Source organism: Haloarcula sp. K1, assembly GCF_001647155.1.
GTDB lineage: Archaea > Halobacteriota > Halobacteria > Halobacteriales > Haloarculaceae > Haloarcula > Haloarcula hispanica.
Genome location: NZ_LRHL01000012.1, coordinates 248,635 through 262,540, shown reverse-complemented (window position 1 = coordinate 262,540; position 13,906 = coordinate 248,635). Strand labels below are relative to the sequence as shown.

At 62.5% G+C, this 13,906-nt stretch carries 13 protein-coding genes; 11 read left to right on the top strand and 2 right to left on the bottom strand.

Annotated elements, in window-relative coordinates:
• Positions 1-103: 103 nt before the first annotated feature.
• The 5 genes from AV929_RS06190 to AV929_RS06170 all read left to right on the top strand — a co-directional run bounded on the left by AV929_RS06190 (position 104) and on the right by AV929_RS06170 (position 5,519).
• Positions 104-2,872: a PAS domain S-box protein gene (locus AV929_RS06190; protein ID WP_064287735.1), complete on the top strand. Its 2,769-nt coding sequence runs from the start codon at positions 104-106 to the stop codon at positions 2,870-2,872.
• A 155-nt stretch (positions 2,873-3,027) separates the two neighbouring features.
• A complete protein-coding gene (locus AV929_RS06185) occupies positions 3,028-3,387 on the top strand; it encodes a hypothetical protein (RefSeq protein ID WP_014040919.1) in 360 nt (119 codons plus the stop codon).
• An 80-nt stretch (positions 3,388-3,467) separates the two neighbouring features.
• Positions 3,468-4,229 (top strand): aldo/keto reductase, encoded by a 762-nt coding sequence (locus tag AV929_RS06180; protein ID WP_050036865.1) that lies wholly within the window; start codon positions 3,468-3,470, stop codon positions 4,227-4,229.
• Between the two features lie 143 nt (positions 4,230-4,372).
• Positions 4,373-5,203: a halorhodopsin gene (hop, locus tag AV929_RS06175; protein WP_044951950.1), complete on the top strand. Its 831-nt coding sequence runs from the start codon at positions 4,373-4,375 to the stop codon at positions 5,201-5,203.
• 133 nt (positions 5,204-5,336) lie between these two features.
• Positions 5,337-5,519, top strand: coding sequence for a hypothetical protein (locus AV929_RS06170; protein ID WP_064287734.1), 183 nt, complete (start codon positions 5,337-5,339; stop codon positions 5,517-5,519).
• A 423-nt stretch (positions 5,520-5,942) separates the two neighbouring features.
• On the opposite strand, the gene aspS is transcribed toward AV929_RS06170, so the two are convergent.
• Complete coding sequence (gene aspS, locus AV929_RS06165; protein WP_014040915.1) at positions 5,943-7,247, bottom strand: aspartate--tRNA(Asn) ligase; 1,305 nt, start codon at positions 7,245-7,247, stop codon at positions 5,943-5,945.
• A 193-nt stretch (positions 7,248-7,440) separates the two neighbouring features.
• On the opposite strand from aspS, the gene AV929_RS06160 reads away from it, so the two are divergent.
• The 6 genes from AV929_RS06160 to AV929_RS06135 all read left to right on the top strand — a co-directional run bounded on the left by AV929_RS06160 (position 7,441) and on the right by AV929_RS06135 (position 13,093).
• Positions 7,441-8,340 (top strand): ABC transporter permease subunit, encoded by a 900-nt coding sequence (locus AV929_RS06160; protein WP_064287733.1) that lies wholly within the window; start codon positions 7,441-7,443, stop codon positions 8,338-8,340.
• Positions 8,337-9,086, top strand: a complete 750-nt coding sequence (locus tag AV929_RS06155) for an ABC transporter ATP-binding protein (protein ID WP_064287732.1) — start codon at positions 8,337-8,339, stop codon at positions 9,084-9,086. The genes AV929_RS06160 and AV929_RS06155 overlap by 4 nt, the downstream gene beginning before the upstream one ends.
• Positions 9,083-9,655, top strand: a complete 573-nt coding sequence (locus tag AV929_RS06150; RefSeq protein ID WP_014040912.1) for a hypothetical protein — start codon at positions 9,083-9,085, stop codon at positions 9,653-9,655. Before AV929_RS06155 ends, AV929_RS06150 begins: the two co-directional genes overlap by 4 nt.
• A gap of 148 nt (positions 9,656-9,803) precedes the next feature.
• Positions 9,804-10,295, top strand: coding sequence for an Lrp/AsnC family transcriptional regulator (locus AV929_RS06145; RefSeq protein ID WP_014040911.1), 492 nt, complete (start codon positions 9,804-9,806; stop codon positions 10,293-10,295).
• Positions 10,296-10,451: 156 nt separating this feature from the next.
• Complete coding sequence (locus AV929_RS06140; RefSeq protein ID WP_230458845.1) at positions 10,452-10,886, top strand: NAD-binding protein; 435 nt, start codon at positions 10,452-10,454, stop codon at positions 10,884-10,886.
• A 2-nt stretch (positions 10,887-10,888) separates the two neighbouring features.
• Complete coding sequence (locus AV929_RS06135; RefSeq protein WP_064287731.1) at positions 10,889-13,093, top strand: APC family permease; 2,205 nt, start codon at positions 10,889-10,891, stop codon at positions 13,091-13,093.
• Here AV929_RS06135 and AV929_RS06130 read toward each other — a convergent pair whose 3' ends face one another.
• Positions 13,094-13,807 carry a phosphoglycerol geranylgeranyltransferase gene (locus AV929_RS06130; protein ID WP_064287730.1) on the bottom strand — a complete coding sequence of 238 codons (714 nt, stop codon included), beginning with the start codon at positions 13,805-13,807 and terminating at the stop codon, positions 13,094-13,096. It abuts the gene before it with no gap.
• Positions 13,808-13,906 lie beyond the last annotated feature (99 nt).

Genomic DNA, 13,906 nt, shown 5'->3' with positions numbered 1-13,906 from the left:
AACCGCCGTGCCTCACTCTTCAATCCTTATCTGAACACTACGCGCTGTGGCCGCCGAACAGTTATTATGCCTCAGTAAAGTGGTTGAACAGCATACCAGGGCGATGATTGGGAATGGCCTCGACGATGTCGCGTTTGCGGGAGCGAGACAGACCGGCGCTGCCAGTCGAGACATCGAAGTCGTGTATCTCGACTCCGACGCGACGGCACGAGAGCAGATACACGAGGTTCTGGCGGATCACAGCGCCGAGATGACGGTGACGAGCGTGGCAACGACGGATGCCGCGTTGGAAGCTGCCGCGTCGACAGCGGTCTCCTGTCTCGTCCTCGACCCGACTGGACTGGGCGATATCCCGGCCCCACTGGTGTCGAACGACCGCTACCCGGTCGTCCTCTACACCGACGCCACTGCCCCGGACAGCGCTGCGACTGTCTTCGACGATGCAGAGACGGTCGTCAGGAAACAGGGGGACGGACAGCCGACGTTTCTGGCGGAGAAGATTGTCAGCGTCGTGTCGGCGTCGGCCGATCGGACCGAGTCCGCGCTCCGAGATGCGCTGTCCGGAATCGAATCGCGCGCTGAAGCGAACGAAATCGCTGTCCTACTGGCGGATGACGGAACGGTACACTGGTCGAGCGACTCGGTGTCGACGTTCGTTGACCGCCTCGACGATACCCGCCGGGTCGAGGGCTTTTACGACGCCATGCGGACGGCACTCCCCGACACGCCCGGCGGCCGTCGACAGCTACAGCGACTCCGGGACGCCCCGACCGAACCGGTTGCGGTCCGGGTTCCGGGTAGCGACCGCGACCAGTACCTCCTTCGACACGGGCACGAGCTACCGGACGCCGCAGGGGGACTCACGCTCGTCCTACTGCGAGACATCACCGAAACCGCCCGGCGTGATGCCCGCACGGCGCTGCTGGATCTCCTCGTCGAGCAGGCACAGGACGGCCTCTACACGCTCGACGAACGGGGTGTCATCGACTTCTGTAACGAGTCGTTCGCGGCGAACCTCGGGTACGAGCCGGACGAACTGTGTGGCGAACACGCCTCGACAGTGCTGGCCCCCGGTGAACTGTCGAAGGGGCAGGCGACTGTGGAAACGCTGCTCGAAACGCCTGAGAAGGAGAGCACGACTGCCGATCTGACGTTCTATCGGAAAGACGGTACCGAACGGGAGGTGTCGATCAACTATACGCTGATTCACGACGAAGCCGGCAACTACAGCGGGTTGATCGGCGTCGCTCGGGACATCACGGAGCGCTGTAACCGCGAGCGGGAGTATCAGGAGATGACTGAGCGATTGAATCTCGCGCTCGAAGGCGCGGAACTCGGCGTCTGGGACTGGAACCCCAAAACCAACGATGTCACCTTCGACGAGCGCTGGACCGGGATGCTCGGCTACACCACGAACGAACTGGAGCCACACTACGAGACGTGGGCCGACCTCGTCCATCCAGACGACCTCAACCGAGTGGAACAGGCGCTCGCGGAACTGAAGTCCGGGGAGACCGATCTGTATCAGAGCGAGTTCCGGATGCGGACAAAAGACGGGGACTGGCGATGGATCCGGGACATCGGGAAGGTGTTCGAGTGGAACGACGACGGCGAGGCGATCAGGGCCGTCGGGATCCATCAGGACATCACCGAAGAGCGGAAACGTCAGGATGCGATCGAACGACAGCGCGACGAACTGGCGACACTCAACGGGGTCAACATGCTCATACAGGATCTCATTCACGCTTTGGGTGGTGCCGCGACTCGCCACGAGACTGCAGAGACAGTGTGTGAGCGCATTGTCGAATCGGACCTCTGTGAGCTAGCGTGGATCGGTGAGCGAGCCGGCGCGGACGATAGACTCGTGCCGAAAACGGTAGCCGGCGACAATAGTGACGTTCTCGACGAACTCATCGTTAGTGACGGGAACGACCAAGTGCTGTGTGAAACAGCCCTCGTGACAGGTGCGGTCCAGACGATACAGGACTGCGGCGACCCGTCCGAATTCAAGCAGTGTGGGGCCGCTGCTCGCGAGCAGGGGTTCAAGTCCGCCGCAGCGATTCCACTGGTTCAGGGAAACACCGTCCACGGCGTTCTCTGCGTGTACGCCGACCAGCCAGCGGCGTTCGGCGGCCGAATAGCTGACAGTTTCGCTGTCCTCGGCAAGATGGTCGGGTACACGCTCGCCGCGGTCCAGAACAGGCAACTCCTGTCTGACGATACCACGCTCGAACTGACATTCGAATCGGAATGTTCCGACATACCCCTTGTCTCGGCAGCGAATGCGTACGGATGCCGAATCGAGGTCGTCGAATCTGTCGATACCGAGCCGACGCATCTCCTCTATGTCTCCGTCGACGAAGGGCCGCCCGATGCAGTCTCTGCGCATCTCTGTTCTCAGACGGAGATTCTCGGTTCGCGGGTCGTCCGTGCAGACGATTCCAGCGGCGTTATCGAGTTGCAGGTTACAGAAACCGTCCAATCGCTGCTTCTCGATGTCGGTGCCCGCTGCCGGACTGTGGTTGCCGACGACGGGGCGCTCTCTATTACTGTCGAGGCCCCGCCGGATGCCGACTCCCGGGCGATACGGGACGCAGTCTCCGACCGGGTGCCTGACAGCACGCTGACGGCAAAGCAGGAGTGCGACCGGACAGACGACATACTTGACACCGAAACGGACCCACGCAACCACCTGACTGACCGCCAGAAGGAAGTCCTCCGCACGGCCTTCCTGACGGGCTACTACGCCTGGCCCCGAGATACGAACGCCGAGCAACTGGCAGAGAGGCTCAGTATCGCATCACCGACGCTCCATCAGCATCTCCGGCGAGCGCAGCGGAATCTCATCGACGCTGTGTTCGATATGCAGTGATACGCGCCGGTGACGCTGTTGGCAATTACAGCCAGCGCGTTCGACGGGTACCTAGCCGTCTAGGTACAGAGTTAATAATATTGGGGCCATTAATTTAATGCGCGTAAATGAGTAACCAAAGGAATGGAGGGTCTCAGAGTGACCAGTGGTGTGGGATGACGCCGTCGGACAGAACGCTGTCTACGGCGGATGTAGACGACGTGTTCGAGGTTTTGGCTGATTGGCGACGCCGTGCCGTCTGTCACTACTTCGCGAGCGGTGACCAGACGGCCGCTGACGTCACGGCGCTAGCCTCGGCAATATCGGAGCATGGGGAGACGAGCACGGTCGACGCAACAGATACGTCACCCTCGACGATCCGAACGCAGCTCGAAGAGGAGCACCTGCCAGTCCTCCATCGGATCGGGCTCATCGACTACGACGAGCGAAGCGGCGCAGTGAAGTACTGGGGGTCCCCGACCGTAGAAAAGTGGGCTAACCACGCGGAAGCTGTCACGCAGCGGACCGACTTCTAACCGACCGGCGGGCCGCATCTGGGGGGCTGTGGCCTGTCGGAGCCGCTACTCCTTTTTAACGGGGGTCCGAACGCCGGAGCATGGACCTCCCGCCAGTCGGACTCGGCACGATGGGTATCGAGGACGAGGCTGTCGTTCGGACAGCCATCGACTGTGGCTACCGCCACCTCGACACCGCTCAGATCTACGATAACGAGAGTACTGTGGGTGCAGGCATCGCCACCGCCGACACCGATCGGGCTGACCTGACTGTCGCGACGAAACTCTGGATCGACGCCCTTGAGCCGACCGCTGTCCGTCCGAGCACGGAAGCCAGCCTCGACCGACTCGGTCTCGACACCGTCGACCTCCTGTACGTCCACCGCCCGCGTGGCGACTACGACCCAGAAACGACGCTGCCCGCTGTCGAGTCCGTGCGCGAGGCGGGACTGACCGAGCACGTCGGGCTCTCGAACTTCGAGCCGGACCAGTTGACTGTTGCGCGCGAGCACCTCGATGGAATTGCTGCACACCAAGTCGAGTTCCATCCGCTATTCTGGCGCGAACCACTGCTCGCTGACGCCCAGAAACACGGCTACCCGCTGGTCGCGTACGCACCGCTGGCGGGCGGTCGCGTGTTCGAGGAGCCGACTGTCGTCGACATCGCGGACCAGCACGACACGTCGCCGGCCGCCGTCAGCATCGCCTGGGTGACCAGCTACGAGAACGTCGTCACAATCCCGAAGGCGTCCTCCCGACCCCATCTCGAAGCCAACCTCGCCGCTGCCGACCTGGAACTGACCGACGCCGAAATTGCGCGCATCGAAGCCATCGAACGCGAAAAAGAACTGTTTCCTGAGTGATGCTTGCCCGGAGCGGTTAGCTGTTGGCCGTTTTTCATATCATTCTCGCGGAGTGAGCGTTCCTTTCCGAAGTCTGAATATAAACCGAATACCGATACCGTTTGGCCATACGGTCTTAAGTGGTCCTTTCGTATATTGAATGTATGACAGCTGCCAGTACCACTGCAACGACAGTACTCCAGGCGACACAGTCAGATGTGCTCCAGGAGATACAGTCGAATTTCCTCCTGAACTCATCGCTCTGGGTGAACATCGCGCTGGCGGGCGTGGTCATCCTCCTGTTCGTCGCGATGGGTCGGGATATCGAGTCGCCTCGCGCCAAACTCATCTGGGTTGCGACGATGCTGGTTCCGCTGGTCTCGATCTCCAGTTACGCCGGTTTGGCCTCGGGCCTGACGGTCGGCTTCCTGCAGATGCCGCCGGGCCACGCTCTCGCCGGGCAGGAAGTCCTGTCACCGTGGGGCCGCTACCTGACGTGGACGCTCTCGACGCCGATGATTCTCCTGGCGCTGGGCCTGTTGGCCGACACCGATATCGCGTCGCTGTTCACCGCAATTACGATGGACATCGGCATGTGCGTGACCGGCCTCGCCGCCGCGCTGATCACCTCCTCGCACCTGCTGCGCTGGGTGTTCTACGGCATCAGCTGCGCGTTCTTCGTCGCGGTGCTGTACGTCCTGCTCGTCCAGTGGCCGGCCGATGCGGAGGCCGCCGGGACGAGCGAGATATTCGGGACGCTCAAGCTCTTGACAGTCGTGCTGTGGCTCGGCTACCCGATTCTGTGGGCGCTGGGCTCCGAAGGGGTGGCCCTCCTGAGCGTCGGCGTCACCTCGTGGGGCTACTCCGGGCTGGACATCCTCGCGAAGTACGTCTTCGCGTTCCTGCTCCTGCGCTGGGTCGCCGCTAACGAAGGCACCGTCTCGGGGTCCGGGGCGAGCATCGGCTCCGGCGGCGCTGCGCCCGCAGACGACTGAGTAGCGTATCGAGACGTGAGCAGTATTCGTCCTGCCTGCGTCCCCGCAGCTATATTTTGACCGTTCTCCATCCCTGCCCGCACAGTAGCAAATGCAGAAAAGATAAGTTATGTCGGCCAAGCGACTAGTCTGTATGCCCTCCCCTTTCGAAAACCCAGCCCTTCGCTACGGTATCCCACTGGTCAGCGCCACGGTCGTCGCGGCTGTCGCGTTCCTCTTGCTTGAGGGAACGATACGGTACGTCGCACTCGGTATCGCCGCGCTCGAGGTTGTGGTCGCACCACAGATTCTGAAACAGGCGGCGTCGAACGCATAGTTGGGGACGGGTCGTACTCCCGTCCTCGTGTCGGTCCGATAGAGTGTGTCGATCCGCGGCTATCCCTCAAGACTTGCCGAACTCAAACCGCTGCGAGACAGTGCGCTCGCGTATCGCTACGCTCGCGCTCGCTGTTTCGAGGTTCCTATGGAGAGATTCGCTGTCGGTCCTGCGGGACTCACTGCGTTCGTCCCGCTGGCTCTCAGGTCTCGCCGCTCACGGGTCGTTCCTCCCCGTCGTCGGGCGGTGGTACCGCCCGACTGCCTGCGGGACCTTCGGTCCCGCTCTGCTCGCGATTTCGAGGGTCTTCCCTGCAGTCAGAACCTCGCTTCCTACGGGCTCAGACGCTGACGATCTCGCGGGAACACTGTGAGACTTGCTCCGCTCGCCTCACAAGCTCCCGCTCAACAGTCGCGTCGTCGCCTACGGCGACAGACGCTGTCGGTCTCGCGGGAACAGCACCGCTTCCCGGATGTTCTCCAGCCCGAGCATCGTCATGATGAGGCGCTCGCCGCCGAGGCCCCAGCCGGCGTGGGGCGGCATGCCGTACTTGAACATCTTGGTGTAGTACTCGAAGGCTTCCGGGTCCAGGCCTTGCTGCTCGAACCCTTCGACGAGGTGGTCGAAGCGGTGCTCACGCTGGCCGCCAGAGACCAGTTCCATCGACGGGTGCATCATGTCGAAGCCCGTCGAGACCTCCTCGTCGTCGTCGTGGTCCTTGATGTAGAACGGCTTGATCTCGCTGGGCCAGTCGGTGATGAAGTAGTGCTCGCCGACTTCCTGCCCGAGGACGTGCTCGGCCTCCGTCGAGAGGTCGTCGCCCCACACCAGCGGCTCGTCGAGTTCGCCGGTGGCGTTGATGCGGTCCAGGGCGTCCTCGTAGGTGAGTCGCGGGAAGTCGCCCTCGGGAGCCGCGAACTCGTCTTCGAGGCCGAGCGCTTCCAGCTCGTCCTGACAGTTCTCGGCGACGCCCTCGTAGGCGGACCGGACGACGTGTTCGCAGGCGTCCATCGCTTCGGTGTGGTCGTAGAACGCTGACTCGAAGTCGATGGAGGTCGCCTCGTTGAGGTGTCGCGGCGTGTTGTGCTCCTCGGCACGGAAGATCGGACCGATCTCGAAGACGCGTTCGAGGCCGGAGCCGACCATCAGCTGCTTGAACAGCTGCGGGCTCTGGTTCATGAACGCTTCCTGCCCGAAGTAGGTGATCGGGAACAGCTCGGTGCCGCCCTCGGTCCCCGTAGCGACGATCTTCGGCGTGTTGATCTCCGTGCAGTTGAGGTCGCGGAACGCCTCGCGAACGGAGCGGAGGACTTCCGCGCGGATCTCGAAGATGGCCTTCACTTCGTCCTTGCGGAGGTCGAGCGTGCGGTTGTCAAGGCGGGTCGGGAGTTCGGCGTCGACCTTGCCCGAGGGGTCGAGCGGCAGTTCGGGGTCGGCCTCGGAGATGACGTCGACCGACTCTGGCGTGACTTCGACGCCGGTCGGTGCGCGCGGCTCCTCCTCGACGTCGCCGGTGACCGAGATGACCGACTCGCGCTGGACGTTCAGCCCCGTCTCCACGAGGTCGTCGTCCATCTCGTCTTTCTCGAACTTGACCTGAATCTTTCCGGTGGTGTCTCGAAGGATAAGGAAGGCAATACCACCGAGGTCTCGGATCTCGTGGACCCAGCCGGCGACGGTGACCGTGTCACCCGGCGTTGCGTCCGCCGTGTAGGTTCGGTTTTCCATGGACGTTGGTTCTTGTGGGCCTAACTTAAGAACAGTCTTTCGAGGCGAGGGCGCAGGTCCCTCTCGGACGCGGTTGGTCTCGGGACAAGACGCCATTGATGATCAGGTCCGGCCGAAGCGATAGCTCGGTGCCGTGTAAACAGAGTAGCCGTTGACAGTGTGTTTTATATGATACACTTTCAAACCCGCCAACATGGCCCTCCCCCGATGGTTTCCCGTCGCACGGAAAGAGGCAGTCGCGTTACTCAAATCGAAAGGAACCTGGATACTTGCGCCCCTGCTCGTCGTCTGGGGGTATGGTCCCACCTACCAGAGTTGGGACGTGCTTGGCCCGAACGTCACGGTTGGCTTCGTTCAGGTGGCCGGGTCGTTTCTCCTCCCGCTGGGTGTCCTGTTACTCACGTATCGGTCGATTATTCAGGAGCGCACGTCGGGCAGTTTGAAATTCCTGCTTGGACTGCCCCTCACGCGAACTGATATTCTCATCGGCAAGGTCTTCGGTCGGAGCGTCGGGGCTGTGCTCCCGTTTACCCTCGCAACAGTTATTCTCGGCGTGATTGGCGGTGTCAAGTTCGGGCTGTTCTCCCCGTTACGTTTCATCGGCGTGTTTCTGGTGACAGTGCTGTACATCGTTGTGCTCGTGTCAGTCGCAACAGCGGCATCGGCAGCCACGACCAGCACAGTCCGTGTCACCAGCGTACTCTTCGGCGGTTTCTTTCTGCTGCTGACACTGGGGTGGAAAATCGTTGGTGTCCGTCTCTACCTGGCTGTGACCGGCAACGCAGTCAATCCGCTCGAACCGCCGGCTGACGGTCTGTTGTTCGCTATACTTCGGCTTTCGCCAGGTCGAGCGTACCGAACTGTAACGAACTGGATACTCGGACTGGCGAACTCCGGTGGCCAGTACACGTCAGTCATCGACGTCCTGTATCCCGGTATCTCAACCAACGAGTACGTCGTTGATGCAGCCTTTAGTGGACAGCCAGTTCCGGTCTACCTTCACGAATCGCTCGCCCTCGTCGTACTGCTTTTCTGGGGTGTCGTCCCGCTGGCACTGGCCGGCTATCGGTTCAAGCGAGGTGACCTCGCATGACACCGCCGGCAATCGAGACCGACGGGCTTTCGAAGCAGTACGGCGAGACTGTTGCGCTCGATGCGCTGAACATGACCGTTGCACAGGGCGAGGTGTACGGCTTCCTCGGCCCGAACGGTGCCGGCAAGTCGACCACGATCAATCTACTGATGGACTACATCAAACCAACGTCGGGAACGGCCCGCGTTCTCGGCCACGACCCGTGGAACGATGTCGTCGCCTGCCACCAGCGTGTCGGTATCTGTCCCGACCGCTTCGAGACGTATGCGTCGCTGTCTGCGCGGCGGCACCTCGAACTGGTGATCGATACGAAGCGTACGGACGACGACCCGCGAGCACTGCTCGAGCGCGTTGGACTGGCCGACGCTATCGAAAGACCCGCTGGCGAGTTCTCACAGGGGATGGAACAGCGGTTGGCACTCGCGATGAGTCTCGTCGGGGAGCCGGACCTCCTGATTCTCGACGAGCCGTTCACCGGGCTCGACCCCCACGGCGTCGCGCTGGTGCGAGATGTTGTCGAAGCCGAGTCCGAACGCGGTGCGACGGTGTTCTTCTCCAGTCACGTCCTCGGGCAGGTCGATCTGGTCTGTGACCGTGTCGGGATCCTCTATGAAGGGGACCTCATTGTCGAAGGGGCCCTGCCGGCGCTCCGGGACACCTGTGACCTTTCGTCTGACGCGACAGTCGAAGACATCTTCATGACACTGACTGACGGCTCCGATCACGCCGAGGCGGTGGACGCATGAACCGCCGCCAGTATCTGGCTGTGTCGACAGCAGCGCTGTCCGGTCTCGCCGGCTGTCTCGGCGATACCGAGTACACTATCTCCAGCGTTGAAACCGAAGATGATTCGCACCCGCTCGCACTCGACGTGACAGTCGTTGACCGGGATATCGAGATCGAAAGCCCCGGTCGGCTGGACATAACCCTCCGAAACACTGGGACACAGGACCTCAGCATCAAGAACACCGGCGTCTGGCCACTCGGGGTGTTAGGACTGGTTTCAGCAGGCGATTCGGGGTCACTCGACATCTTACTACTGACTGACGAGTATGCGGAGGTAGATACCGTCGAGATACGGCCAAACGGAGCGAACAAAGACAACGCCCCACTCACCGGAACGCTGGAGGCTGGTGAATCCATCGAGCGGCAGTACGAACTCATCGGGCGGCGGGTTTCAACTGCCGGCACGTACACGTTGCAGGGCTACTTTGACGAAGTCCCCCTCTCCTACCGCACGGACGAGGATGCGGACTGGGTCGCGTACCACCCGTCAGTATCCGTGACACTCACCGAACAGTCGGTGCTTCCCTGAGACACAGCGGCGTCTGTGCCTCGAATCCACATAGCGAGTCCCTGTGTTGCTGGCGAACCACAGCGGAGTGTCGAGGACAGTCGGGCGATACCAAGGCGTCGGGACAATATCCTGAACCTTTGTACTGGTAGCCGCCGAAACAATCGACATGGCCGACGCGGAGTACCCTATCGACGATCTGGACCGGAACATCATCTACGCGCTCCAGCAGGATGCGAGACACACGTCGGCGAGTGAGATCGCTGAATCGCTTGACGTCTCCGCACGAACTGTTCGGAATCGCATCACAAAGCTCGAAGAGGCCGGCGTTATCGCCGGCTACGATGTCGATGTCGATTACGAGGCCGCGGGGTACCAGCTCCATACGCTTATCGTCTGTACGGCACCGATCCACGAGCGCGAGGAGGTCGCACAGCGGGCGCTCGACGTGTCCGGCGTCGTTGCCATCCGGGAGGTCATGACCGGGGCCGACAACGTCCACGTCGAGGTGGTCGGAACCGACGGGAACGACCTGAGCCGAATCGGCAGGGACCTCAACGATATCGGACTGGAGGTCGTCGACGAGGACCTTATTCGGAACGAGTACACCCGGCCGTTCCACCAGTTCGGGCACGACGATACCGAGGGTGAGTCTAAATAGTATAATCTTCCGAAAGGTGATTATATATCTATAATAGTCCGGAATCGGAATCACCTCCTAGATATTTATCGGCTTCCGGAACCAATGGGTGGATACCGGTCGGGTAACTCCGGCCCCTAAGAACTCATGGTATCTCTTACCGGACTCCGCGAACGAGTGGACGACGACATCGACCCCCCGTCGGTGCTGGTCATCAGCGACCGTCACGTCGGGTCTGAGGTAGTAACGGCGTTAGACCGAGGCATCGATGCCTGTCTCGTCACCGACCACGACGGCGTTGCCGGGCAAACGCCCGACGACACCCGCGTGGTAGTCGGTGACGGGCGGGAGCGTACTGTTCTTCAGGACGCCGGGGCCCAAACGACCGATGTCGCTCTGGTATCGATGCAGACGGACCACGGGGCGTTCCTCGTGACACAACTGCTTCGGACACAGTTCGATGTCGAAACCGTGGTCGTCGTGCTCAACGACCCACAGAACCGGCCGGCGTTCGAGTCGGCTGGCTCGACGGTGATCTGTGGCTCACGCGTTCTGGCGACGGAACTGGAACGCTCCGTCGAAACATCGCTCCGGACGCCGGAAACCGCGTAACCATGGCCAAGGATCTGGAACGCGACCTCGGACTGCTGTCAGTGGTAGCGATATCCATCGGCGCGATGGTCGGCAGTGGTATCTTCATCCTGCCGGCGCTGGCGGTGAAAGACGCCGGGGCCGGCATCATCGCTGCCTACCTCCTCGCGGGCGTGCTCGTGCTGCCCGCCGCACTCAGCAAGGCCGAGATGGCGACGGCCATGCCGGAGGCCGGCGGTACGTACGTCTACATCGAGCGGTCGATGGGGCCGCTGCTTGGCACAGTTTCGGGACTCGGAACGTGGTTCTCACTCTCGTTCAAGGGCGCGCTCGCGCTCGTCGGCGGCGTGCCGTACCTCGTCCTTCTGTTCGACCTGCCGATCCGTCCGGTTGCAATCACGCTCGCCGTCGTTCTCGTCCTCGTCAACATCCTCGGCGCGGAACAGACCGGGCGACTCCAGATCGGCATCGTCGCGGTGATGCTCGTGGCGATCGGCTGGTTCGTCGCCGGCGGCGGTCCGGCGGTCAACACCGCGAGTTACGGCGGGATGTGGGAGTACGGCGCGAGCGGCATCTTCGCCGCGACCGGCCTCGTGTTCGTCTCTTTCGCGGGCGTGACGAAGATAGCCTCTGTCGCCGAAGAAGTCGAAGACCCGGACCGCGTCATCCCGCTCGGGATGCTCGGCTCGCTTGGCTTCACCACACTGCTGTACGTCCTCGTCGTCGCCGTCGTCGTCGGCGTCATCCCGCTCGACCAACTCGCCGGGAGCACGACGCCCATCGCGGACGCGGCCGAGGCGACGCTGGGAACTGCTGGCGTCGCGGCCGTCGTTCTCGCGGCGATTCTGGCGCTGGTCAGCACGGCCAACGCCGGCATCCTCTCCTCGTCGCGGTACCCGTTCGCCATGAGCCGTGACGGCCTCGCACCCGACCTGTTCAGCACGGTCAGCGACCGGTTCGGGACGCCGGTGACCGCGATTACGCTGACCGGCGGCGTGATGTTGCTGCTCATCCTCTTCGTCCCGATCCTGGAGATCGCGAAGCTCGCGAGCGCGTTCAAGATTCTCGTCTTCGCGCTCATTAACGTCGCGCTCATCGGCTTCCGCGAGAGCGACGCCCCCGACTACGACCCTTCCTTCGAGGTGCCGCTGTACCCGTGGACGCCGATATTCGGCACCATAACCGGCTTCGCCCTGCTGACGCAGATGGGCCTCATCGCGATCGTCGGGGCCGTCGGTATCGTCGTCGGCAGCGTCGTCTGGTATCTGGGCTACGTCCGGCCGCGGGTCACCAGAGAGGGCGCGATCAAGGAGTCCGTCCGCCGGAGCATCGGCGACCGCGCGCTCGACCGGACCGAAGAGACACTCGACGAGACGGCGGAGACTGCCGTGCTCGTCGCGCTTCCCGAAGGGTCCTCGCGACGGAGCGAAGCGACACTGCTGGAAGTCGGGGCCGCGCTCACACCCAACGGTAGCAGTCTCTCTATCGTCCAGTTCGACGAAGTACCCGACCAGCAGCCCCTCGATTACGCCTCCGGCGTCCAGTCTCACGACGACCTCGAGTTCGAGTGCCGGACCGACACGCTGGCGGCTGAGTTCGATGTTCCTGTCGAATACGGCGAACTCGTGAGCCACCATCCCGAGCGGGCCGTCGCCAACGCCGTCGACGAGCGTGGCGTCGATGTGCTACTGGTGGAACGCGGTGCGTCGTTCGAAGACTCGCTACTGGGTGACAGTATCGACCGCATCCGGAAACAGGCCGACTGTGACACTATCGCCGTCGACGCACAGCCGCTTGACGCGCTGGAGACGATCACGCTTGTCACCACCCGCGGCCCGTACGACCCGCTGAAAGTCCGCGTCGGCAACGCCGTCGCGACGGAGACCGGAGCCGACCTCCAGTTCCTCTACCCGCTCGACGAGCGCCAGTCCGCGGAGGAACGCCAGCAACTCGAAGCGTACCACGACGATCTGCTGGACCTCTGTGACGTGCCGACGGAGCGGACCTTCGTCGACCGACAGGAGTTTTCAGCGGCGATAGACGCGGCTGACAGCGACAGAACGCTCCTGATACACGCGAACAACGGTGGGCTCGCGGCTCGTACGTCAAACGACGACGGGTCTACGCAGTCAGCAATTCAGGACAGCGACCACGCGTCGATTGAAGTGGACACGAAACGTCACCCCGACGGCGTCGTCGGCCGACTGCTCGAACGGCTGGCGTTCTAGCTACCGGACCGTCGCCGTCGCGTCTTTCGCGCCTTTCACCGTCTCTCGCACCGCGTCGACACCTTCGTCGTGGACGAGGTCGCCGACAACGATGGTGTCGGCGTGCTGTGCCATCGTGCGGGCGGATTCGTAGTCGTGGATGCCACCGCCGTAGAACAGCGTGGCGTCGTCGAGGATGTCCGCGGCGGCGGCGACGATGTCGGTGTCGCCGAGCATCCCCGAGTACTCGACGTAGACGATTTCCTGCCCGAGGAGGTGTTCGGCGGCTTCGGCGTAGGCGGCCACGTCGTCCGCGTCGAGGTCGCAGTTGGCCTGCGTGTAGGACGCCACCGACGCTTCCGGATTCATCACGATGTAGGCCTCGGTGAAGGTCCGCGACCAGTCGATATCGTCGTCGATGCGTATCCACTCCTTGTGCGCGCCAGTGATCCAGGCCACGTCGCCAGCATTCATCACGACCGGGATGAGATAGCCGTCGTGACGGTCGCTGTGGACGACCGACGCGGGATTAGACGGCTCGATGTACACGGGGATGTCGTGTTTCCCGCAGGCGTCGACGACCCGCTTCATCTTCTCCTCTGTCATTCCGGTGGTCCCGCCGACTTCGATGGCGTCGGTCCCCGTCGCCGCGACGTCTTCGAAGGTCTCTCCGTCGACCAGCGTCTTGTCGGGGTCTATCTTCACGATGTGGTCCCAGTCCGCCCAGTCGCTCATACCTGCCAGACTTGCGCGTGGCCGTATAACCGCTTCGGATACACGTATCACAGTGGGTCACGCTGACAGCCCGATCGGACAGTCCGACTGGCGTCGGCT